The 22,200-nt window shown below is 59.4% G+C and carries 21 protein-coding genes; 16 read left to right on the top strand and 5 right to left on the bottom strand.

The genetic code is table 11. The annotated features are described in order from the left end of the window. The first annotated feature begins 50 nt into the window (after positions 1-50). Positions 51-1,250, top strand: coding sequence for an ROK family transcriptional regulator (locus ATY79_RS28310; RefSeq protein ID WP_088705559.1), 1,200 nt, complete (start codon positions 51-53; stop codon positions 1,248-1,250). Between the two features lie 47 nt (positions 1,251-1,297). Here ATY79_RS28310 and ATY79_RS28305 read toward each other — a convergent pair whose 3' ends face one another. Beyond that, positions 1,298-2,371: a MarR family transcriptional regulator gene (locus ATY79_RS28305; protein ID WP_088705684.1), complete on the bottom strand. Its 1,074-nt coding sequence runs from the start codon at positions 2,369-2,371 to the stop codon at positions 1,298-1,300. 289 nt (positions 2,372-2,660) lie between these two features. Between ATY79_RS28305 and ATY79_RS28300 the strand changes: the two genes are divergently transcribed. The 5 genes from ATY79_RS28300 to ATY79_RS28275 all read left to right on the top strand — a co-directional run bounded on the left by ATY79_RS28300 (position 2,661) and on the right by ATY79_RS28275 (position 7,612). Further along, positions 2,661-3,620, top strand: coding sequence for a helix-turn-helix domain-containing protein (locus tag ATY79_RS28300; RefSeq protein ID WP_088705558.1), 960 nt, complete (start codon positions 2,661-2,663; stop codon positions 3,618-3,620). Between the two features lie 142 nt (positions 3,621-3,762). Further along, a complete protein-coding gene (adh, locus tag ATY79_RS28295; RefSeq protein ID WP_088705557.1) occupies positions 3,763-5,271 on the top strand; it encodes an aldehyde dehydrogenase in 1,509 nt (502 codons plus the stop codon). Between the two features lie 67 nt (positions 5,272-5,338). Next, the gene (locus ATY79_RS28290) at positions 5,339-5,698 is read left to right on the top strand and encodes a DUF779 domain-containing protein (RefSeq protein WP_189638085.1); all 360 of its coding nucleotides are present in this window, start codon (positions 5,339-5,341) and stop codon (positions 5,696-5,698) included. Between the two features lie 663 nt (positions 5,699-6,361). After that, complete coding sequence (locus ATY79_RS28280) at positions 6,362-6,829, top strand: Lrp/AsnC family transcriptional regulator (protein ID WP_088705556.1); 468 nt, start codon at positions 6,362-6,364, stop codon at positions 6,827-6,829. A gap of 300 nt (positions 6,830-7,129) precedes the next feature. Further along, positions 7,130-7,612 (top strand): hypothetical protein, encoded by a 483-nt coding sequence (locus ATY79_RS28275; protein WP_088705681.1) that lies wholly within the window; start codon positions 7,130-7,132, stop codon positions 7,610-7,612. On the opposite strand, the gene ATY79_RS28270 is transcribed toward ATY79_RS28275, so the two are convergent. Next, positions 7,606-8,259: a response regulator transcription factor gene (locus tag ATY79_RS28270; protein WP_088705555.1), complete on the bottom strand. Its 654-nt coding sequence runs from the start codon at positions 8,257-8,259 to the stop codon at positions 7,606-7,608. The two genes, ATY79_RS28275 and ATY79_RS28270, sit on opposite strands and share 7 nt — an antisense overlap. Then, positions 8,256-9,656, bottom strand: a complete 1,401-nt coding sequence (locus ATY79_RS28265; protein ID WP_088705554.1) for a sensor histidine kinase — start codon at positions 9,654-9,656, stop codon at positions 8,256-8,258. The genes ATY79_RS28270 and ATY79_RS28265 overlap by 4 nt, the downstream gene beginning before the upstream one ends. Before the next feature lie 335 nt (positions 9,657-9,991). Between ATY79_RS28265 and ATY79_RS28260 the strand changes: the two genes are divergently transcribed. The 8 genes from ATY79_RS28260 (at position 9,992) to ATY79_RS28225 (ending at position 17,599) form a co-directional block, all read left to right on the top strand. Beyond that, entirely contained in the window at positions 9,992-10,735 is a 744-nt protein-coding gene (locus ATY79_RS28260) for a hypothetical protein (RefSeq protein ID WP_088705553.1), read from the top strand. A 371-nt stretch (positions 10,736-11,106) separates the two neighbouring features. Next, positions 11,107-12,285 (top strand): plasmid partitioning protein RepA, encoded by a 1,179-nt coding sequence (repA, locus tag ATY79_RS28255; RefSeq protein ID WP_088705552.1) that lies wholly within the window; start codon positions 11,107-11,109, stop codon positions 12,283-12,285. Then, positions 12,282-13,280 (top strand): plasmid partitioning protein RepB, encoded by a 999-nt coding sequence (repB, locus tag ATY79_RS28250; protein ID WP_088705551.1) that lies wholly within the window; start codon positions 12,282-12,284, stop codon positions 13,278-13,280. The genes repA and repB overlap by 4 nt, the downstream gene beginning before the upstream one ends. Before the next feature lie 151 nt (positions 13,281-13,431). After that, the gene (gene repC / locus ATY79_RS28245; RefSeq protein WP_088705550.1) at positions 13,432-14,718 is read left to right on the top strand and encodes a plasmid replication protein RepC; all 1,287 of its coding nucleotides are present in this window, start codon (positions 13,432-13,434) and stop codon (positions 14,716-14,718) included. A 375-nt stretch (positions 14,719-15,093) separates the two neighbouring features. Then, on the top strand, positions 15,094-16,305 hold the full coding sequence (hmpA, locus tag ATY79_RS28240; protein WP_088705680.1) for an NO-inducible flavohemoprotein: 1,212 nt from the start codon (positions 15,094-15,096) through the stop codon (positions 16,303-16,305). Positions 16,306-16,406: 101 nt separating this feature from the next. After that, complete coding sequence (locus ATY79_RS28235) at positions 16,407-16,874, top strand: Rrf2 family transcriptional regulator (RefSeq protein ID WP_088705549.1); 468 nt, start codon at positions 16,407-16,409, stop codon at positions 16,872-16,874. 91 nt (positions 16,875-16,965) lie between these two features. Further along, positions 16,966-17,313, top strand: coding sequence for a type II toxin-antitoxin system RelE/ParE family toxin (locus ATY79_RS28230; protein WP_245312462.1), 348 nt, complete (start codon positions 16,966-16,968; stop codon positions 17,311-17,313). Then, the gene (locus ATY79_RS28225; RefSeq protein WP_088705548.1) at positions 17,297-17,599 is read left to right on the top strand and encodes a DNA-binding transcriptional regulator; all 303 of its coding nucleotides are present in this window, start codon (positions 17,297-17,299) and stop codon (positions 17,597-17,599) included. The genes ATY79_RS28230 and ATY79_RS28225 overlap by 17 nt, the downstream gene beginning before the upstream one ends. 36 nt (positions 17,600-17,635) lie before the next feature. Here ATY79_RS28225 and recX read toward each other — a convergent pair whose 3' ends face one another. Both recX and ATY79_RS28215 read right to left on the bottom strand, forming a co-directional pair. Further along, entirely contained in the window at positions 17,636-18,190 is a 555-nt protein-coding gene (recX, locus tag ATY79_RS28220) for a recombination regulator RecX (RefSeq protein ID WP_088705547.1), read from the bottom strand. 3 nt (positions 18,191-18,193) lie between these two features. Next, entirely contained in the window at positions 18,194-19,102 is a 909-nt protein-coding gene (locus ATY79_RS28215; protein ID WP_088705546.1) for a LysR family transcriptional regulator, read from the bottom strand. A 108-nt stretch (positions 19,103-19,210) separates the two neighbouring features. Between ATY79_RS28215 and ATY79_RS28210 the strand changes: the two genes are divergently transcribed. Together ATY79_RS28210 and ATY79_RS28205 are read left to right on the top strand one after the other, a co-directional pair. After that, the gene (locus tag ATY79_RS28210) at positions 19,211-20,611 is read left to right on the top strand and encodes a VOC family protein (RefSeq protein WP_088705678.1); all 1,401 of its coding nucleotides are present in this window, start codon (positions 19,211-19,213) and stop codon (positions 20,609-20,611) included. A gap of 53 nt (positions 20,612-20,664) precedes the next feature. Then, positions 20,665-22,197, top strand: a complete 1,533-nt coding sequence (locus tag ATY79_RS28205; protein ID WP_088705677.1) for an aldehyde dehydrogenase family protein — start codon at positions 20,665-20,667, stop codon at positions 22,195-22,197. Positions 22,198-22,200: the final 3 nt, after the last annotated feature.

Here is a 22,200-nt window from a genome sequence, read left to right as displayed (position 1 = left end):
AATCGCATAGTCTGCATCGCACTGGTGGGTGCGCGGGCGGGAGATTGAACGTGTTGGTGTCGGGCTCAAACACGGAGCAGGCTGCAGCCGCGAACCGAGGCATGATCCTGTCCGCAATTCATCGGAACGGACCGATTTCACGCACGGAGCTGGCCGAACAATCGAGGCTGACAAAGCAGGCTGTGACCCGGATCGTCGATCGCTTGCTCGACGAAGGTCTCATTATGGAGGCGCGCCGTCGACATGGCCTGAGGGGGCAGCCGGCTATTGAATTGGAGATCGATCCGGATGGCGTCTTTTCGATCGGCGCGAACATCGATCGCGACCATCTGACGATCGTTGCCGTCGACGCGGTCGGCACTGTGCGTGGACGCATCCACCATGAGTGCCGCTTTCTGCTGCCTGACGACTTCGTAGCGCTCATGGGTGACGCAATGTCGTCCTTTCGTCGTCGCAAGATCATTCAGGAAAGCCGGCTCGCAGGCGTTGGTCTCGCCATCCCCGATTGGCTAGGCGAGGTGCCGGTGATCGGATTTCCCCCGGAATATCGGCGATGGAATGGCTATGACGTACGCGGCGCCTTGGAGACACTCTGCGACCATCCGGTTTTCATCGACAATGATGCCAATGCCGCGGCGCTTGGCGAGATCGAATATGGTCTTGGTACCGAGATCGACAGTTTCTTCTACATCCTGGCGAACGCCTGTCTCGGCGGCAGCCTGGTGATTGACGGCGTCCGACACAAGGGGGCCAGCGGCCTCGGCGGGGAAATCGGCTGGCTGCCGGTTGCCTTCGACGAGGGACCTTACGCTGGCACAACCCAACCTCTGGGTGAGATGTTCTCGCTCTTCATCCTGCTGGACCATCTGCAGCAAAACGGCGTCGAGGCGACGACGCCTTCAGACCTGCTGGAGCTTGATGAGGCCGGCCGCAGCCTCATCAGCGCATGGTTGCGCAAGATGAGCGTCAAGATCGCACAAGCGGTGGTCGACATAGGAATGATCGTCGACCCCGAAGGGGTACTTATAGGTGGTCGTTTTCCGGTTCGACTGATCGACGAACTCCTCCTTTACGTACACGAGGAAGTCACCCGCCTTGGGGCACAGGCGCCATCGTTACACAGGGCCGCAGGATCCGAGGATGCCGCAGCACTGGGCGCCGCCGCCATTCCGCTGGCACACCGGCTCGGCCTTCCGTCCGCCGAACCTGCCCAGCGGGTTCGCAACCCGCTCGGGGGACATCCCGGCTGAGACGTCAGGCTCGGCGCCCCGTAGCGCGCTGCAGTTGTCGTCGAGGCCTATAGTCGCGCGTCCGGTAGAGCCATCGCGTCCAGCGGGCGCAAGGCCGCACCGTGAGCAACACCCGCCCAGGGAAACGTCGCGCATCTGATCTGTGGGATCCATGGCGCAATGACCAGGCCGCGGATCTTGTCGTCGCGTTCCTGCGACATGCGCGCAACCACGGCGTCGAAGACGTCGCCGGGCAGGGAGCCGCCGATGAGGATCGCACCCGGCGCTATAAAGCCCGAAATGGCGAGTACCGCCTCGTGCAGATGGCGGGCAGCGGTCGCAACCCAGTCGTCCTTGCCTGCTGACCCAGCTTCAAGGGATGACAGTGTTGCAACATCGTTCAGACTGGCTCCGTCGATACCCGAGCGCATTTCACCGATTTGTCCGGCGCGCCCATGGATGCCACGGAACACCCTGCCTCCAATCAGCAGACCGGCACGAACCGAGCAGTCGGTGAGGATCATGACGATCCCGCCTTCCGGGTCTCCGATACCCAGAGCGCGCTCGGCCTCGATCGCCGCCTCGGTATCATCGAGGAAGAAGAGCGCTTCGCCTTTTCCTGCCAGTGCGGTTTCTATCTGCTGGCGGTTGATGAAGGCGTCAGGCGATGTTGCGACACCGCACCCGACAAGCTGACCTCGGCCGGCCTCTCGACGAAGATCGCCGAAAGCGGCGATGAGATCGTCGGAGGTTGCGACGGTTTGCCGGCCAACGATCTGGCCCGCGAGATCCATCAAGACAATTTCGCCGTCATGCTTGCCGATCCGGGCGCCGAGGGAATAGCGAGCTTCGCCACGCAATCCGAATTCCGCCGCGGTGTAATGTGCGGTCGTCGAGCGCCTGCTTTCGGTAACGAGCCCGGCCAGCGCAAGCCGGCGGACAATTCCGGTAATGGCCGGTTCAGTCAGGCCAAGCTCTTTGGAAAGCTCCTGGCGCGTCAGTGCGCCGCGGCGCCGTAGCAGCCTGAGGGTCGTGCGTGAATTGTGCTCGGCGATATCGACCGGACTGATGCCGGGGCGATCATCATGACGGGAGCGCTGCTTGGCCATGCCGGAGATCGAATGGCGTCGAAGTGTTTTCAAGCAAGCGATATCCCATATACTGCTGCTGCGCTGGTGATAGATCACGCGGCAACTAACAAATCTATCGCGCAATTTTCCAACCGCAGCAAGAAGCTGGCGCCTGGTAGGGCGGAATTTGGCGCCAACAATGCTCAGGCCGTTGCATCGCGTGCACAATGGGTCAACTGTCGCAATACTGCGACAGTTGACCCATTGCAATCTTCGCCATTCCGTCACGCCTCCCCAAGCCCAGAATTGCCAAAGCGACGCCTTTGCGCCAAATTGGTCTCACAATTGGTTGGAGGAGCCAATGCGTGAACTCGCTGCGCATGCGGAGCACGTCTACACGTGCACCCAGAGGGATTCTGCCGTCGCAAACTCATCCATCGTTGCGTCTTGGCGACGGTGCATCGCCATGCACCGGCTTGCTCCAGAACAGATGCGCGCGCCGCTTCGCCTTTCCGAACACGAACTGAAGAGAGCTCGGGAGGCCGCCGAGAACCTCATTGCCGACGCGTCGAGCGAACTTGATCGTTTGTTTGCGACGGTGGGCAAGAGCGGATGTTGCCTCATATTGACGGATCCCAATGGCGTGGCGCTCGAACGCCGCGGTCTGGCAGGCGATGACAGGCATTTTCAGGAACTGGGCCTGTGGACCGGCTCGGTGTGGACCGAGGCGAGCATCGGTACCAACGGGATCGGGACGGCCATTGCCGACGAGCGTTCAGTCACCATCCTGCGGGATCAGCATTTCTTCAGTTCCAACATCAGTCTGAGCTGCACGACAGCGCCGATCAGGGATCATCGCGGCCAATTGGCCGCCGCGCTCGACATATCGACGTGCCGCGACGAGGTGAACGAGGTCACGCTGGGTATCCTCAGCCAGATGGTCCGTGACGCGGCGCTGCGCATCGAAATCAATCTTTTCAGAAGCGCCTTTGTTGGAGCCCGCTTCGTCATGGTGCCGGCTGCCAGCAATCCGACTGCAGCACTGCTTGCCGTCGACCGGCATGACCTCGTCCTTGGCGCGACCCGCGCCGCACGACTGGCCCTGCAGCTTGATGATCGGCGCATTTCGGCGGGGCTTCCGGCCACCGATGCCCTTCAGGAGCAGAGCGTTGCAGCAGACGAGGATCTTGTTGAGGCAGAACGAGCAGCCCTGGTACGTGCCCTGTCCCGCTCAAGCGGAAATGTGTCCAAGGCTGCCGTTGCGCTGGGCATGAGCCGGGCAACGCTGCACAGGAAGATAAAGCGGCTCAATCTTCATTGACTGCTTTGGTGCCGGCCTGTCGCACGCATGCGACAGTGTGCACTGCGGTATCCCCCAGGGTAACTTTCTCCGGAAACAAAACTCGCGCAGTTTCCTCTGACCGGTTCGCCGCGAACCTGGACCTTTCAAGGAGGAGGATCTAATGCTGCATCAGAAAATCGTCGAATCGCCGTTCAAGACGAGATATGGCAACTTCATCGGCGGAGAGTGGCGCGAGCCGATCGAGGGACGCTACTTCGACAATATCACGCCCGTTACCGGAGGTAAGCTCTGTGAAGTCGCCCGCTCGAGCGAACTGGATATCAATGCCGCGCTTGATGCTGCACACGCCGCCAGGGAAACATGGGGCAGGACGTCGGCCACCGACCGATCCAACATTCTGATGAAGATCGCCCAGCGCATGGAGGACAAGCTGGAACTCCTCGCGCAAGCCGAAACGTGGGACAACGGCAAGCCGATCCGCGAGACGATGGCTGCCGACATCCCTCTGGCAATCGACCATTTCCGATACTTCGCCTCCTGCATTCGAGCGCAGGAAGGCTCGATCGGGGAAATTGACCACGATACGGTGGCCTATCACTTCCATGAGCCGCTCGGCGTTGTCGGCCAGATCATTCCCTGGAATTTCCCGATCCTGATGGCCGCATGGAAGCTTGCCCCCGCACTTGCGGCCGGCAATTGCGTCGTGATCAAACCGGCGGAGCAGACACCGGCTTCATTGCTGGTCTGGGCTGAACTCATCGGTGATCTCCTGCCGCCTGGTGTCCTCAATATTGTCAACGGTTTCGGCCTGGAAGCCGGCAAGCCCCTGGCGTCGAGCCCGCGGATCGCCAAGATCGCCTTTACCGGCGAGACGACGACCGGTCGTTTGATCATGCAGTATGCCAGCCAGAACCTCATTCCGGTGACGCTGGAACTCGGCGGCAAGTCCCCGAACATCTTCTTTGCCGATGTGATGGCTCAGGACGACGGCTTCCTGGACAAGGCACTGGAAGGTTTCGCCATGTTTGCACTGAACCAGGGCGAGGTCTGCACATGCCCCAGCCGCGCGCTCATACAGGAGGAGATCTACGACCGGTTCATGGAAAAAGCTGTCAAGCGCGTCGAAGCCATTAAGCAGGGCAATCCCCTGGACCCGGCCACGATGATCGGCGCCCAGGCCTCCAACGAACAGTTGGAGAAGATCCTGGCCTATCTCGATATCGGCAAGCAGGAAGGCGCTGAGGTGCTGGCGGGCGGCTCACGCAACGATCTCGGCGGTGAACTCGCCAACGGCTACTATGTCAAACCGACGATTTTCAAGGGGCACAACAAGATGCGGATCTTCCAGGAGGAGATCTTCGGGCCGGTCGTGTCTGTCACCACCTTCAAGGATGAGAAGGAGGCACTCGAGATCGCCAACGATACGCTCTATGGTCTTGGCGCCGGCGTCTGGAGCCGCGACGCCAACCGCTGCTACCGCTTCGGCCGCGACATAAAGGCCGGTCGCGTATGGACCAATTGCTACCACGCCTATCCGGCGCATGCCGCCTTTGGCGGCTACAAGCAGTCGGGCATCGGTCGCGAGACCCACAAGATGATGCTCGACCACTATCAACAGACGAAGAACATGCTCGTAAGCTATAGTGAAAAGGCCCTTGGCTTCTTCTGAGAGCGCTGGTTTCAGCTCGGGTCGACGGCTCGCTCCCACAACGGAGCGGGCCGCTTCAGGAGGGATGATGATGCTGACGATCGAAGACCAGCCGCGCGTGACTGCCACTGACAGTGCGATCGCGCTTATCGAGGAGATCCGCAAGGATCATCCGTACATCCTCTTTCACCAATCCGGCGGCTGTTGCGACGGCTCATCGCCGATGTGCTATCCGGCCGACGATTTCATTGTCGGCGACCAAGACGTCAAGCTCGGCGAGATTGCCGGTGTCCCGGTCTATATCAGCGCAAGTCAATTTCAGGCCTGGAAGCACACACAACTGATCATCGACGTGGTGCCGGGTCGTGGCGGCATGTTCTCGCTCGATAACGGCCGAGAGAAGCGCTTCCTGACCCGCTCCCGCCTGCTTGGCTTCGAGGGCCCCTAAATACCGGGCTGGGCGACTGGTCGGCCAGGCAAACATGCGGCCGGCGTGTGAAAGTGAAGCTGCCAAACCAGGTCCGGTGACAAAGCCCGAAAGAAAGTTTGCATGCCGACTTGATATTTGGCGGCAACGATGCCATCTAGCGCTCACCACCCGTATCGATAGCCTGCAGACCCATCCTTGGGATGTGTCGCGTTCGCTGTCCGGGGAAAGAAAAGGCGCTCCCCGAAAGGGTCGAGCGCCTTTTTCTCTTTGACATCTGCTATTGCTCGCCCGAAACAGCGTATGATGCGGCACGAGGAGAATCTGCAGATGAACGATAACGTCATTCAATTCCGACGTCGAAAGCCTCCGCGGCCGCCTCGGCCGGGCCTTCGCAAGCTCGCGATTGCAGTGGCGGTTCTTGCGTTTTTCGTCGCGGCGTGGAGCTATTTCACTTTCTTCAGCGCGCCGGTCTGACATCCCTCCTTCGTTACGTCAAGTCGCGCGACCGACCCGATGCGCACTCAGAGCGTTTCGTCAAAGCGCATCCATTCAGGCATTTCATCACAGACAATGCGCGCTACTCTTTGAACTAAGTGGCGCGCAGAACCGGTGCAGACGGTATAGTTTCGCCGATAACATTGTGGCATCAGAAGCGCACATATCGTGAAATGAGAGATTCCGATGAATATGCCGGATATCGACAATGTCGATCGAAAGATTCTCCGACTGCTACAAAGCGAGGGCGATCTCAGCCACGCCGCGTTGGCGGAGCGGGTCGGGGCATCGAGCGCCTCGTGCTGGCGGCGCATCAAGGCGCTTGAGGCGGCCGGTATGCTTGGGCCGACCGTCCGGCTTGTTAGTCCCGAAGCGGTTGGCCGCGGCCTGACCGTGTTTTGCCAAGTTCGGATGAAGGCGCATGATCCGGTCGCCAGACGTGATTTCGAGCGCTTCGTGGAGAGTCACGAGGAGGTGCTCGAATGCTATTCCATGTCTGGTGATTGGGACTACCTGCTGCGAGTGGCCGTCGCCGATGTTCAAGATTATGAGCGGCTGCTTATGCAAGGGATCCTCACGCACCATGCGGTGGCGGCATCCTCGTCGCATTTCGCCTTGAAGCGGGTGAAATATTCGACTTCGGTCCCGGTGTGAACATCTGGTGACTGACGTTGACCACCCCTTAATCAGCCGTGTCCGTCTCGCAAGAGTCCTCGGACCTTGGTCCTATGCTGGCCGGACAAACGTCTTGTAGCCATCAAGGAAAGGTCTGAAAGTGATGATTACGAATTGACGGTACGATAGACCCGTGGGCAAATTCAGGATGTTGCATGGTGGATATTTGTGGTGCCGCACAGGTTCCTTCCTGCCTATAGCAGTGGTCGCTGAAATTGGGCGATGTGGATCGCGCAGACCGCGAGCCGGAAGAAACCGTGGGGATCCAGGGGAATGACGATGTTCTCGCATCGAAAGATTGTTGCGGCCCTGTGCTGTGTGTCGATCAGTCTGTCGCTTGTGGCAATGCCATACAAGATCGTGGTCTCAGGTGCCTCGCTCAAGCTCAGCCTCCAGACGGCAGAAGCCGCCAAGGGCGGCAATGGCGGTGGCAATGGAAGCGGCGGCGGCAACAGCGGCGGCAACAGCGGCGGCAACAGCGGCGGCAATGGCAATGGTGGGGGCAACGGCGGCGGCAATGGAAACAGCGGGGGTAACGGCAATAGCGGCGGCAACTCCAGCCGCGGTTCCACGACCGGGACAGGCTCAGCGGTTGATGCCGACGACACGGACAACTCAGCGGTGGAAGTTCGCCACCGGGACGGCATGAGCGAACTCATCCGCAACGGCCGCTATATCATGAGAGACGCAAGAGGGCGCACGATTGTCAACCGGCGCGCGACCTCAGCGGATGCAACGCGTCTGGAATCCTTCACTCATTGATCGTCGCGCCCGTCGATGGCATCGCGCAGCGCCATCGCCGCTTCCGTTCTGTTGGCGACACCAAGCTTGGCCATGATCTGCGTCATGTGATGTTTGATGGTCTTTTCGTGAAGATCGAGCTTTCTTGCGACATGCTTGTTGCTCAGCCCGGATGCGACGAACTCCAGGACTTGTTGTTCGCGCGGGGTCAGCGCGGCGATAGCGGAAGGTCGCTTGGCATCGGGCACAGCGCGACTGGAAAGCAGCCGTGCCGACAGCGTCGGGGCGACATAGCTTTCGCCGGCGGCCACGCTACGGATGATTTCCGCAAGTGCCCTGGAACCGACCCCTTTCAACACGTACCCTTTCGCGCCGCTGTTCAATGCAGCCGTTACGTCGTCGCTGGATTCCGAAACCGTAAGCATGACAATCTTTTGTGACGGTACGTTTTCCAGGATCGGGGCGATCGCGTTCAGGCCGCCGCCGGGCATGGAAATATCCATAAGAAGGACGTCCGGCTGCAGGTTCTCGGCCACCTTGATGGCATCGTCCTTCGTGCTTCCTTCCGCGACAATTTGAAATCCGTCGATCTCCGAAAGGCTCCGGCTTACCCCCTCCCTGAACAAGGGGTGGTCATCAATGACTGCGACGCGAATTGCGGTTGTCATGTCTGGGCAATCTCCTCGCTGCTAAGCGACATGCTGACGATGGTGCCTTGTGCGGACGATTGGAGATGGAAGGTGCCACCAAGGCTTTCGATCCGCTCTCTGAGGCCGGCAAGGCCGAGACTGGTCGGCCCGACGTCGTCGGGATCAAAACCGGAACCGCCGTCAGAGACCTCGACGCTGATGCGGTCACCTTCCATGCGCTGCGCCACGCGTTGTTCTATACCACCGCCGTGACGGTAGCCGTTGTTCAATCCTTCCTGCACGAAACGATATATGCAGATCTTGGCGGACGGCGACAGATGCTCGGGCGCCTCTCCAATCGATAGATCAACGCGCGATCCGGTTCGCTGTTCATGCGAACGCACGCTGCGCTCCAATATTTCCGGCAGGCTTGCGGCCTCGATCTGCGGCAATACCAGGCCGTTGCAGATTGTCCGGATCTCATGCATGGCCTCGTCAAGGCTTGCCTTGATCGCGGCAATTTCGCGCTCGCGCAGGGCCGTGGGTGTCGCCGGATCGACAAGCTTATCGCTATCGAGACGCAGCGAGGCAAACGCGACCAGCTGCGCCGGCCCGTCATGAAGGTCGGCGCCGATGCGCCGCAGGTGGCTCTCGTTGAGCGCCGTGGCGCGCCGTGACGCGCGTTGGACGCGCGCCCGCAGCGCCTGGTTCTGCGACAACAGCGCAGAAAGATCATCGATGCGGCGCTTCAGGGATTTCCGCTGCTCTTCGATCGTCCTGCTACCTCTTAAGACGATGGCCGACAGAACGATGAAGAAGGCGAGCGTGAAGGCCGCAACAGCCATCCAGCTATGTAAGCGCGCCTGATTGAGACTGCGCTGGAAGTCGTTGGCGACCTCATAGAATTCGGAGACGGCGACGACCTGTCCCGACCATGGCTGTAGGACGGGATTGTAGATTTCAAGCAGAGGCTTGTCGCTCGCCCGCTCGATCTGATCCTCCGGATCTTCCAGGCGGTCGAACTGCGCGACCATCTTGCCAGAGAAAGCCGTCTTGAGGTCATCACTGAGCTCGAAACGCTTTCCTTGCATGCTTTTGTTGTTCGAGTAGAGAACGGTGCCGTCGGCACGCCAAAGCCTGAACGACATCAGGCGGTTTCCAAGCGCCCCCTGCCCCAGCGTCTCGTCGAGTGCGCGCGAGACAGTATCGTCCAGTTCCTGGCCCGCCAGCATGTCAGGCAAAAGCGGTGCAATCACGCTGTCGACATAGAGAGCTGTGGCTGCGGCAGAGTTACGGGTTACGGCGTCCTCGATCAGACTGCTGACAAACGCGCCCACCAATGCCATGGCCACGAGCGACACGACACCCCCAGTGAGCAGGAACTGCTTGGCAAGGGATTGTGAGTTCCAGCGTTTTATGAGTTGACGGGGCCGCACGAGATATCTCGGATCGGCCGCCCCAGGGGCGGCTCTTCAGTTCATTGAAATTGCAGAATTACCGTCTTCATCTGAGGGGTCAAACAATATCGCGTCACAGCAACCGATTTTCGGACCTTTGGTCTGTGACGGATCAGACCTAGGTCCTAGCTTGCGGAGCAATGGTCTGATGCCCGTGGAACTGGCAGAGGACGCAGGCTAACGTCTCTGTGATTTGGAACGCGGGCTGACCGCGCCAGGCCGGAAAGCTCGCTTCGCGCCCGCCCCGCTCGCAGCCATGCTTTCCGGCCCACGAACGACTGAAAACGCAGACGGCATCGAGCCGGGAGGTTGATATGAGCATTTCCACTATTTTAGGACGCGGTGTTATTGCATTGACACTTGCGGTCGCCCCGTTGGGTGGCGCCGTCATGGGCCTGTCTGACATCGCCCTTGCCAAGGGAGGCAACGGTAACGGCAATTCCGGAGGCGGCAACGGAAACGGGAATGGCAATGGTGGCGGCAATGGTGGCGGCGGGAGCCATGCCGGCGGCAATTCCAGCCACGGAAAATCGAGCACTGCTGGTACCCATGGAAAGAGCAAGAATAACGACAGCAGCGATCGCCCCACGTTGAAGTCGTACTTCACGCATGAGAAGAAGTCTGGAGCAGCCGCAAAGACCAAAGCGGCGACGACCAGCGCGAAATCCTCCAAGTCCGAATTTGCCGGAATGAATTCGCTGAACAGGAACTATCACGCCTACATGAATTCCAGCGATCCGCGAATGGCTGCGGTTTCGGCCTATGTGATGGCCTACGCCGAATTCGAGGCCGAAAACGGGACTGATGCCATTCCCACGGACCCGGCGCTTAGCGACGAAGCGCTGCGCGACGCACTTTCGGGCTTCACCAAGGACGGCGTTGTGACGGATGAAGCGCTTGCGCGTGCCAAGGACATCCTGGGTGTCGGCCCAGCCGTCGGCAAGATTGATCAGATTAGAGATACTCTGCCTGCGGAAGAACCAGTGTCGGATCCTGACGCCAGTGCACCGGTCGAAGACGACGCAGCGCCAACGACCGTGATCGTGGTGCAGCCCTGAGGCTGTAAAAGTGCAAGGTCATCGCGAGCTGCACTCGTTATGAGCCTCGCGGTGGCCGACTGTCGATGAGCGATCTTATGGCCTATTGAGATGTCTGCGGCGTGATCGCGCCGCCTGCCCGGCTCTTCTAAACTCCGAAATTGCCCAACGCTTCTCAGCAATACGCTGGGGAGCGTTTTTTCTGCGCGCCGTTCACAGGCAGGGCAGCTCTTAGGGATCTGCGAAGGGTTTGCCGAATCTCCCGAATCGAGTTAGTTGTGAAACTACGCAAAAAGGGCGAATTATCGCTTGAAGGCGAAACAATAACCGCACAAACCTTTCGTTAACGATATCGGCGCTTAGGCCATTGAAACGAACTGAGGACAAAACCCGTGAATCGGCACTTAAGCAGCCTCGAGTTCATGCAGAGCTTTTCCACCAAGTTGGAGCTCGCTTTACAAAATCTCTCGATGGCCCAATATCCACCCGATGCCCGCCGCGAAATGCGCAAATTCTCCTCGTCGGAAGTCGCAACGCTCTTGGATGTGTCGGAAGCCTATATCCGGCAGATCGTTCTTAAGGACAAGGGCCCTTCGCCCGAGACCACGTCGAACGGCCGGCGCATGTATACGCTGGAGCAGATCCTCGAGCTTCGCCTGATGCTGGCCGAGAAGGGGCGCAAGAAATGGATGAACCCGCGCCGCGTCGAGGGCGAGGAGTGCCAGATTATTGCTGTCACCAACTTCAAGGGCGGCTCCAGCAAGACATCCACGACCATCCATCTCGGGCACTACCTGGCGCTCAAGGGCTACCGGGTATTGGCGGTCGATCTCGATCCGCAGGCATCGCTTACCAGCCTGCACGGCACACTTCCTGATTTCGATCCTCGGGAAGACGAAACCCTCTATGCCGCCATCCGCTTTTCTGATCCCAAACCGACGAAATCGCTCGTCCACAACACGCATATTGCCGGCTTCGACGTAATTTGCGCGGGCCTCGACCTGACGGAGTTTGAAACGGCGGTCGCTCTCGAGATGCGCAAGAACGGCGGCACGAGCTTCCTCCTGCGGGTCTCGCAGGCACTCGAGCAGGTTGCCGACGACTACGACGTCATTCTCATGGATTCGGCGCCTTCGCTGAATTTCCTGACGCTTTCGTCGCTGACTGCCGCCACTGGCGTCGTCATCCCGGTTCCCGCCCACATGCTCGACGTCGATTCGACGGGGAAATTCCTCGAACTTGCCTCGTCATACATGCAGATATTGAGCGAGATGGGGACTTCGGCGCAGTGGGATTTTGCAAAGTTCCTGGTGACAAAGTTCGAGGCCAACGATCACCCGCAAGCCAACATGACTGCGTTGATGCGACAGGTCTTCGGCGAAGACCTGTTGCTGAACATGGTCGCGAAATCGACCGCGGTTGCCGACGCCTTGACCTGGAAGCAAAGCCTTTACGAGGTGCAGCGCTCGCGTTTTTCGGCGCCGAAGACCTACGACCGTGCGATGGAATCGATCAACGCGGCGAATGCCGAGATTGAAAAGTTGCTCTGGGCAGCATGGGGGCGCGAATGAGCCGCAAAGATTCTCGTGGCATGTTTGCCAATGTGCTCGGCCAGCTTGAACAACCGGCCGCAGCGCCGGTCGCCAAGCCGACTACGTCTCCGCACCTTCTCAAGGTCGCGGCAGGCGTCAGGCAGATACAGGAAAAGGGTGCGGTTCTCGACAGGCTTCTCAAGGACGGCGACCATATCGTCGAAGTTGATCCCGACGACGTTGCGCCGTCCTCGATCCCTGATCGCTTCGACGGCGCCTATGATGATGCGGCAATCGACGAGATTGCGACGTCCATCAAGGAACGCGGGCAAATTGTCCCCGGCCTGATCAGGCCACATAAGGGCGATGGGGCGCCCTATCAGATCGTGTTCGGTCGGCGCCGATTGGCGGCAGTCAAGACGCTTGGGCTGAAGTTCCGCGCCATTGTGCGCGAGCTCAGCGACGAAGAGGCAATCGTCTTCCAGGGCGAAGAGAACGCAAATCGCAATGATCTGTCGTTTATCGAGAAGTGTGCATTCGCCTTGTCGCAGGAACAGGCGGGATATCGACGGGACGTTATCTGCGCATCGCTTGCGACAGGAAAGTCGCACGTGTCGGAGATGCTGCGGATCGCAACCGCGATCCCGCGAGATATACTGCTTGCGATCGGTTCGTCGCCGGAGATCGGCCGCCGCCGATGGATCGATTTTGCCGAAGCCTTTGCCAAGCGAAAGGACGGTGCGGTGCGCGTCAAGCAATCGCTTGGCCAGGACAACGCCGATGCCGGCAAGGATCGCTTTGCTATCGCTCTTGATGCGCTGAAGGCCGAAGCAGCTCCGGCGGCGGTGCCGTCTGCCGTGACGGAGCTCCGAGCAAATGGTTTTCTTCTGGCGACTGTCAGCTATGCCAAGACCGGCCCGAAGATCAGCTTCACGAAGGCCGTTCCAGCAAGTTTCGTCGATTTTTTGAATGATCGTATGGAGGCGCTTCACAGCGAATTCGTGCAGTCGGCACAACGCAGCAGCAAAGGATAACGCCGCAAAAGAAAAAAGCTCCCGAACGTTGCCGTCGCGGAAGCCCTTCTCATAGGTTAGCAGCTAGAGAATCGCATTTCCGGGAATCACTGTCAAGAGTTGGCACCAATCTGGTGGGTCGATTTCTTTTGCCTTCGACAAGGTGAAAGTCATGGAACCAGGAAATGTGACGACGCCCTTCGGGCGGCGTTCGATGACGCTTGGCATGCTCGCCAGCCAGAAGGCGGCAAGCCAGCTTCAGGCTGATCAATCAGTCGACAAGTGGAAGATCTACAGATCATTGTGTGCGGCCAAGCCTTTGCTCGGCGTGACCGATCGCGCTCTTGCGGTCCTCAATGCGCTGCTCAGCTTCCATCCGCAAAATGTCCTATCGGAAGAAACCGGCCTTGTCGTCTTTCCGTCGAACGAGCAGCTCTCGCTGCGCTCGCACGGCATGGCCGAGCAGACGATCCGCCGCCATCTGGCAGTGTTGGTCGAAGCCGGGCTAATCATCCGTAAAGATAGTCCAAACGGCAAACGCTACGCCCGCAGGGCTAGCGGTGGCTCGATCGGAGAGGCGTTCGGCTTCTCGCTTGCGCCACTGATCGTACGCGCCGAGGAAATAGAGCGCTTGGCCGCTGAGGTGGCGGCGGAACGGATTCATCTGCAGAGGTTGCGTGAGCAATTCACGCTTTGCCGCCGGGACGTCGCCAAGCTGATTGAGACCGCCATGGAGGAAGATCTTCCAGGTGATTGGGAAACGGCGTTCTGCTCTTTCAGGGAACTGGTCGAGGCCCTGCCGCGCACGCCAACCGCTGAGCAGATTGCAGTGGCCCTCGACGCAATGCAGACGCTACGCGACGACATTACTAATCGATTGGAAGCGCTGATAAATGCCGGAAAAACGAGCGGCAATCCCGCTCAAAATGAGCGTCACATACATAATTCAAACCCCGACTCTACTTCTGATCTTGAACCAGCTTTAGAAACAAAGCAGGGGGCAAACTCGGCATTCCAGATTGAGCCTCACACGGCTGGGCGGCACCAGCAAAAACATGACAATCAAACAAGAGGCGATGCGCGGATCCATACGAAGGAGGACGGCTCGGCCCTGAAGTCCTTCCCGCTCGGTCTCGTACTACAGGCCTGCCCCGACATGGTGAACTACGGGCCAGGTGGCTCGATTTCAAACTGGCGAGACCTGATGGCTGCGGCGGTCGTCGTTCGTGGAATGCTGGGGGTCAGCCCAGCGGCTTACGAGGAGGCAGCGATCGTCATGGGACCGGAGAACGCGGCAACGGTGATGGCATGCATCCTTGAGCGCGGTGGCCACATAAACTCGGCTGGCGGCTATCTCAGAGATCTAACGCGTCGCGCAGAAAAAGGAGAATTCTCCGTCGGGCCGATGTTGATGTCATTGGTGCGTGCGCAAGGCGGTGGAACCAGGCGGGCCGGATAGCGGAAGCGCAGGTGCCGCGCCCGCGGATACGCTTTGCTTCGCTCGGGTGAGCAAGGACGGGACAGGTCGCGCGGCGGATGTCGTCGATCCGAGGCTGAACGGCGCAGCATCAGTATCACGGCGTTGGTAGTTGGGTGTTCGGGCATTTGATCAAGCAGAAAGCGGTGTCGGCATGCATCCGAGCACTAGGTGCTAAGCTCAATCGATAGCCTTCTAACTTTGGGCCTGGTGATGAAGATAACCGCACGCCTGGCACGATCTTGGCTATCACGCGCCAGGCGTGCGACCGAACGGCACAGGGTTTATACATATATTGTAAATGTATCTTATGGGGGCTACGTCAGCGGCGTCGATGGAAAACGTTTGGAGATCATGATGACGCAGATACTGACCGAGACCACGAAGGCAATCGTTCGCGCGACCGTGCCTGCACTCGCAAAGCACGGCACCGACATTACGACCGCCATGTACAAGCGGCTGTTTGAAAATGCTGAGGTTCGCGCGTTATTCAACCAGTCGAACCAGGGTGAAGGCGGACGTCAAACCAAGGCGCTGGCCCAGGCAATCCTCGCTTACGCCGAAAACATCGACAATCTTGCCGCACTCACCGGAGCCGTCGAGCGGATCGCACAGAAGCATGTCGGTCTGAACATCCGGCCTGAGCACTATCCTCATGTTGCGGCCGCCCTTTTGGGTGCGATCAAGGACGTTCTCGGGGATGCAGCGACGGATGAAATTGTCAGTGCCTGGGGCGAGGCCTTCTGGTTTCTCGCCGACATCCTGATTGGGCGTGAGAAACAGATCTACGATGATCTCCAATTAAGCGAGGGCGGCTGGAATGGTTGGCGCCAGTTTGTCGTCGGGTCGAAGCGACAAGAAAGCGACATCATCACATCGTTCGTAATTAGACCGGTTGATGGTCGGGCAGTGGTTCGCCATCGGCCTGGGCAGTACCTGACGTTCCGGTTCGATATTCCGGGACTGCAGCCACAGCACCGAAATTACAGCATCTCCTCTGCTCCTGACGGCGAGACCTATCGCATCTCGGTCAAGCGCGAGACGCACGGGCTGGTGTCGCGGTTCCTCCACGATCAGATCGAAGAGGGGACAGTTCTTGAGGTGGCGCCGCCGACCGGAGACTTTCACCTGAAGCCTGGCCAGGATAGACCCGTCGTGTTGCTCAGCGGAGGTGTCGGTCTGACGCCGATGGTCAGCATGCTGGAGGAGATCGCAAACAGCGGACGTGAGTTCCCGGTTCACTATATTCACGGTGCCGAGAACGGGCGCGTCCATGCGATGGGATCGCACGTGCGCGATATCGCGAAAGATCGCGCCTCTTTCAGAACGGCAATTTTCTACGGCAGCCCACAGGAGCAGGATGAAAAGGGCGTTCACTTCGACCACGATGGCTTCATCACGATTGACTGGCTCGCCGAAAATACGCCCATCGCAGAAGCCGATTTCTATCTCTGCGGTCCAAGACCATTCCTGGCGACCTTTGTAAGAGGCCTCGCAAAGGCCGGGGTCCCGCAGGACAGGATCCACTATGAGTTCTTCGGCCCCGCCGACGAACTCGAAGCTGCCTAGGTATTCGAAGCGGCAAGGCGGTCAACATGGCCGCTTTGCCAATTGATGCATCGTTTGAATAGCTCTATGTCGGTACTTAGATTTTCGTGAGGGATCTGCGAATGCGTCTGACCGTCTATTCCGACTACGCGTTGCGGCTCATGATGTATCTCGCGCTCAAAGGCGAGCGCCTGTCGACGATCGCCGAAATTGCCAAAGCCTACGATATCTCGAAGACGCATCTGATGAAGATCACCCATGAACTCGCACAGAAAGGCCTGATCGAAACGGTGCGCGGTCGCCAGGGCGGGATGCGGCTTGCCCGCAGCGCTGATGAGATTGGGGTCGGCGAGATCGTTCGGTCCTGCGAGCCTGATTTTGCGATCGTGCCTTGCATGGAAAAGAGTGGCGAGATTGTCTGTGTCGTGCAGCCCGCATGCGTGCTGAAGCGGGCGCTGGGTGCTGCCGCGGCTGCATTTCTCGATGTGCTCGATGGATATACACTCGCAGATCTGACCCGACCGGCGATGCCGTTGCGTCGTCTGCTTGCTCTGCCTGAGCCGGATATTCACGCGGGCCTGCCATCATAGAACAGGATTGCAGGCCGATCGGCCCGTGCGAACCGAGTTCGGCTCGCTGTTGCTTATTTCCTGTCCTACGATCAGGGCCGCGGAGTACAATGTGACGGATGCCATGTTGTGCGATGCCGCGAAGGAGATCGAAGCTGGATTGGTCGATGCCAGATTAGGCGGCTTTCTTCTCAAGAAGCGAGTGGCGGCACCAGGGCGCGGCAAGCGTGGAAGCTATCGGACTATCGTTGGGCATCGTCAGGGAGACAGGCTGATTTTCGTGCACGGCTTCGCGAAGAACGGGACTGAGAATATCGAGACTGAGAATATTACGAAGAAAGAGAAGGAAGCCCTTCGAAGGCTTTGTGATGTCTACATGCTTGCCGACGTCAGAAAGCTTGCTGAGATGATTGAAACGAAACAGATACTGGAGATTCTGTGCCATGAGCAGGATTCTTAAGAACGTTCATAAGTCTGCTGCGCGACTGCACGAAGCCGGCTTCGTGGACGATATCACGATGAGGGAGTTCGACGCTCTTTGCCTCCCTCCTCTTCGTGACTATACGCCCGAAGAGATCAAGAAAATCCGGAACGCAAACAAGGTCAGCCAGGCCGTGTTTGCTCAGTTCATCAACGTCAAGAAGATCACCGTTGCCGCATGGGAACAGGGAACAAAGAAGCCCAGCAGCACCGCCATCAAGATTCTGGATATTGTCGAACGCAAAGGACTGGAAGTGCTGCGATAGCAGCCTGCAGACGGTAGGGAAGCTTCTCGGCGCCAGCTACGACCGAGATCGCGCGATCACCACACCTTCCGCCTCTTCGCGGCTCATTCCGAGCACAGTCTTTCCGATATCGAAACTGAAGCCGCTACGCGCGAACGCGGCCATTTCCTTTGCCACCCGTTCCCGATCGACGTCGCTGCGGCGAAATGGGCCGAAGGCGCGCTTGCGCGCGAAAACGATCGCCGCCAATAGATCATCCGCTTCGTCAAGTGCGGTCGCAATGACCTCACGATCAACGCCTTTCTGCGACAGCTTCTGAGCGATCCGCCGCTTCGATCTGCCATTGCGAACACCCGAACGGGTGCTGACCTCGGCATAAGTCGTGTCGTTCAGACCGCCATGTTCATAAGCGAAGGCGACTGCGTGATCAGCAATTGCCTTGAGCTGTTGTTCAGTGATGTCCTCGAATTTCTGTTTCGCCTTCCTGGCAATGGCGTCGGATAGTTGTCTTTCGGTCAGCATTTGCCGCTCGAGCCGGTAGATTGTCGAGTTTCTGGCCCAGCTCAGCATGCGCGCCGTCGGGACGTCGGATGGCGTTTGGTCCTTGCTCACGGATCAGTCGGGGTCCCTGGTGCTGACCTGCGAGAGCAGCCAGGCCGTAAAGGCCAAGCCAAGTGCGTGTTCACGCTTACCGTCAGGGGTCACAACGTAATAGCTGTTTTCCGTCGACATCGGCTCGTCGAAGACGATCTTGAGCTTTCCGGCGGTTAGCTCTTGTTCGATCAGGTAGAGAGGAAGCAGGGCAAACCCCATCGCCATCGCCGCCGCCTCGATGATCATCGAGAACTGGTCGAACCGGTTGCCGCGATATGAGGGGGCGGCGTCTATGTTGCAGTGTTCAAACCACTGGCGCCACAGACGTGGGCGTGTCGCCAGATGCAGGAGCGGCCTTTGAAGCAGTTCGAGGGGGCTGGCGACGGGATCCGATTGCAGCAGGTTCGGACTGGCGACAGGAACGATCTTTTCGTCGCAGAGAAAGGTGCAGGTTGCCCGTGCCCAGATCGGTTGACCGTAATGAATGGCAAGGTCGACGTTGTCTTGTTCGAAATCGAATGGCTCTGAGCGCGATGTAATGTCTACGAGCGAGCCCGGATAGGCTGCCAGGAAAGCTGGTAGCCGTGGTGTTAGCCAACGACTGCCAAACGTCGGCAGGGTGGCGATCGAAAGTGTCTCTGTTGCATCCGCGCCGGATGCTGCCCGGATCATCATCTCTTCAGTCTGGTGCAGCAGGCGTCGTGCTTCAGGCAGCAGCCGCCTGCCCGCGTCCGACAGGATCGCCCGCTGCCGAACCCGTTCGAAGAGAAGGACGCCGAGCTGGGTCTCCAGCTCCTTGATCTGTCGGCTGACGGCGCTTTGCGTGAGGTTGAGCTCAAGGGCTGCGCGCGTGAAGTTGCCGTGGCGGGCAGCCGACTCGAATGATTGCAGCGTGATCAGGTCGGGTATCAGCTTTCGAGGCAATGTCATTCCGAAACCGCATTATCCCAGCTTCATTTGTCGTTATTCATCTACTCTACGTGCGATATGATCGCAATCCAGAATGAACTCGTCGAATGGATGTCCGTGAGAAAAGATATGTCGACAAGAAGTTACGCCTCCTCCTGCGCGATCCGCTCCGCATTTTCTGCAGCCATGTCGGCTATGTATCGAACCGAAGTACCGGCTTACGGCACGCTGATGGACATTGTTGCCACCGTGAACGCGGAAACGCTTGCCGCCGATCCGACCCTCAAGCGCAGACTTCAAGAAACCGACACCTTGGAGCGTGTCTCCGAAGAGCGCCACGGTGCCATTCGCCTCGGGACCGCTGCCGAGCTTGCGATGATGAGACGCGTCTTTGCGGTCATGGGGATGTATCCTGTTGGCTACTACGACCTCAGCGAAGCGGGGGTACCGGTCCACTCCACCGCTTTCCGGCCGGTCGGCGACGCGGCGCTGAAGCGCAACCCGTTCCGCGTCTTCACCTCCTTGCTGCGCCTTGACCTGATTGCCGACGAAGGGCTACGAGCGCAAGCCGAGGCCATCCTGCAAGAACGCCAGATCTTTACCGCCGGTGCCATCGAACTGACGCAAAAGGCCGAGCGCCAAGGCGGTCTCGATGACGGCGATGCCAAGCGCTTCGTTGCGGAAGCGCTTGAAACCTTCCGCTGGCATGATCAGGCAAATGTCGATCTTGCGATGTACAAGCGGCTGCATGATGCGCACCGGCTGATTGCCGACGTCGTCTCCTTCAAGGGGCCACATATCAATCATCTGACGCCGCGCACGCTCGACATCGATCAGGTGCAGCGTTTGATGCCGGAACACGGCATTGCGCCGAAGGCGGTCGTCGAAGGTCCGCCAAGCCGACGCTGCGCAATCCTTCTGCGGCAGACATCATTCAAGGCTCTTGAGGAAGCCGTTTCCTTCAAGGATGCGAACGGCAATTGGCACAAGGGCACTCATACTGCCCGTTTCGGAGAGATCGAAAGCCGTGGCATCGCACTGACGCCTAAGGGTCGTGCGCTCTATGACAAGCTCCTGACGGATTCGCGCAAGGCAGTGCGTCCCGAAGCCGACGGCTCGAATGCTGCCGCCTACGAGACGGCGCTTGCCAATGCTTTCGTACCCTTCCCCGACGACTGGGCCGAAATCCGAGCACAGGGGCTCGGCTATTTCCGCTACTGGCTGACGGAGAAGGGCAACAGCGCGGTTGCGGCGGCCGAAAGCAGCGTCGATCAACTGGTGGCAGACGGCCTCGTCGGCTTCGATCCGATCGTCTACGAAGACTTCCTGCCCGTCAGCGCGGCCGGCATCTTCCAGTCCAATCTCGGCGACGAAGCGGCGCAGAAGTTCACCGCCAGCCCCAATCAGCAGCGCTTCGAGCGCGATCTCGGGACCGCGGTTCTCGATGAGTTCGATCACTATGCCGGTATCGAGGCGCAATCGATCGCTCACTGCCGGGCTCGCCTGAGCGCCGTTGAAGCAGCCGAGTGAAGCTACTCCACGGCAACTGGCACATATCAAACACCAAGATAAAGGGTCCTCACATGACCATCGCAGCAAGAGCAGTCAATGTAGAGCAGGAGGCCGTTGCGCTTCTCGATAAGATCGGCGTCGACAAGGCGCTCTATACCGGCGGCGACATGGCCTCCTATAGCCCGGTCACGGGCGCGCAACTGGCGGCCCTGAAAACAGACAGCCGGGAAGCAGCGACCGCGAAGATAGAAAAGGCCGCCGACGCCTTCAAGGCCTGGCGCCTGGTCCCCGCACCCAAGCGCGGCGAACTTGTCCGCCTGCTCGGCGAGGAGCTGCGTGCCGTCAAGACCGAACTTGGTCGATTGGTGTCGATTGAGGCCGGCAAAATTCCGTCCGAAGGTCTCGGTGAAGTGCAGGAAATGATCGACATCTGCGATTTCGCGGTCGGTCTTTCCCGTCAGCTTTACGGCCTGACCATTGCAACCGAACGGGCCGGCCATCGAATGATGGAAACCTGGCACCCGCTCGGCGTCGTTGGCGTCATCTCCGCCTTCAATTTCCCTGTCGCGGTCTGGGCCTGGAACGCCGCTCTTGCTCTGGTCTGCGGCAACGCGGTCGTGTGGAAGCCTTCCGAAAAGACGCCGCTGACCGCCCTTGCCTCGCAAGCCATTCTGCAGCGTGCGATTGCTCGTTTCGGCGATGCACCGGTGGGCTTGAGCGAAGTGTTGATCGGCGATCGCACCATTGGTGAGGTCCTTGTCGACCATCCGAAGGTGCCGGTTGTTTCCGCGACCGGTTCGACGCGGATGGGTCGCGAGGTTGGCCCGCGTCTTGCCCGCCGCTTTGCCCGGTCGATCCTGGAGCTCGGCGGCAACAATGCAGGTATCGTGTGCCCGTCGGCTGATCTCGACATGGCGTTGCGCGCCATCGCCTTCGGCGCCATGGGTACCGCCGGCCAGCGCTGCACGACGCTTCGCCGCCTCTTCGTTCACGAGAGCGTCTACGACCAGCTCGTGCCGCGGCTGAAGAAGGCCTATGCCAACGTCTCCGTCGGCAATCCGCTCGAAAGCACGGCGCTCGTCGGCCCGTTGATCGACAAGCTTGCCTTCGACGGTATGCAGAAGGCGCTTGGCGAGGCGAAGGACCACGGCGGCATGGTAAACGGCGGCGATCGCGTCGCGATGCCACACGGAGGGGCCTACTACGTCAAGCCGGCGTTGGTGGAAATGCCCTCGCAGGTCGGGCCAGTGCTCGAAGAAACCTTCGCGCCGATCCTCTACGTGATGAAATACACCGACTTCGACAAGGTTATCGAAGACCACAACGCCGTCGGTGCGGGTCTGTCGTCGTCGATCTTTACGCTGGACCTGCGGGAAGCCGAACGCTTCCTGGCGGCCAACGGATCCGATTGTGGCATTGCCAACGTCAACATCGGTACGTCTGGCGCTGAGATCGGCGGCGCATTCGGTGGCGAGAAGGAAACGGGCGGCGGGCGCGAATCCGGTTCCGACGCGTGGAAGGCTTACATGCGCCGCGCCACCAACACGATCAACTACTCGAAGGCGCTGCCGCTCGCCCAGGGCGTCTCCTTCGAAATCGGGTAGGTG

This window comes from Rhizobium sp. R693 (assembly GCF_002211315.1).
GTDB lineage: Bacteria > Pseudomonadota > Alphaproteobacteria > Rhizobiales > Rhizobiaceae > Rhizobium.
The sequence above is the reverse complement of the archived record's forward strand: the minus strand, read 5'-3'. Positions and strand labels throughout refer to the sequence as shown.

What these genes read in the sequence shown, in the direction of transcription:
- ATY79_RS28300 (WP_088705558.1), top strand. Translation starts at nt 2,661, where the DNA reads ATGCGTGAACTCGCTGCGCATGCGGAGCACGTCTACACGTGCACCCAG.
- adh (WP_088705557.1), top strand. Translation starts at nt 3,763, where the DNA reads ATGCTGCATCAGAAAATCGTCGAATCGCCGTTCAAGACGAGATATGGC.
- ATY79_RS28290 (WP_189638085.1), top strand. Translation starts at nt 5,339, where the DNA reads ATGATGCTGACGATCGAAGACCAGCCGCGCGTGACTGCCACTGACAGT.
- ATY79_RS28280 (WP_088705556.1), top strand. Translation starts at nt 6,362, where the DNA reads ATGAATATGCCGGATATCGACAATGTCGATCGAAAGATTCTCCGACTG.
- ATY79_RS28275 (WP_088705681.1), top strand. Translation starts at nt 7,130, where the DNA reads ATGTTCTCGCATCGAAAGATTGTTGCGGCCCTGTGCTGTGTGTCGATC.
- ATY79_RS28270 (WP_088705555.1), bottom strand. Translation starts at nt 8,259, where the DNA reads ATGACAACCGCAATTCGCGTCGCAGTCATTGATGACCACCCCTTGTTC.
- ATY79_RS28260 (WP_088705553.1), top strand. Translation starts at nt 9,992, where the DNA reads ATGAGCATTTCCACTATTTTAGGACGCGGTGTTATTGCATTGACACTT.
- repB (WP_088705551.1), top strand. Translation starts at nt 12,282, where the DNA reads ATGAGCCGCAAAGATTCTCGTGGCATGTTTGCCAATGTGCTCGGCCAG.
- repC (WP_088705550.1), top strand. Translation starts at nt 13,432, where the DNA reads ATGGAACCAGGAAATGTGACGACGCCCTTCGGGCGGCGTTCGATGACG.
- hmpA (WP_088705680.1), top strand. Translation starts at nt 15,094, where the DNA reads ATGACGCAGATACTGACCGAGACCACGAAGGCAATCGTTCGCGCGACC.
- ATY79_RS28235 (WP_088705549.1), top strand. Translation starts at nt 16,407, where the DNA reads ATGCGTCTGACCGTCTATTCCGACTACGCGTTGCGGCTCATGATGTAT.
- ATY79_RS28225 (WP_088705548.1), top strand. Translation starts at nt 17,297, where the DNA reads ATGAGCAGGATTCTTAAGAACGTTCATAAGTCTGCTGCGCGACTGCAC.
- ATY79_RS28215 (WP_088705546.1), bottom strand. Translation starts at nt 19,102, where the DNA reads ATGACATTGCCTCGAAAGCTGATACCCGACCTGATCACGCTGCAATCA.
- ATY79_RS28210 (WP_088705678.1), top strand. Translation starts at nt 19,211, where the DNA reads ATGTCGACAAGAAGTTACGCCTCCTCCTGCGCGATCCGCTCCGCATTT.
- ATY79_RS28205 (WP_088705677.1), top strand. Translation starts at nt 20,665, where the DNA reads ATGACCATCGCAGCAAGAGCAGTCAATGTAGAGCAGGAGGCCGTTGCG.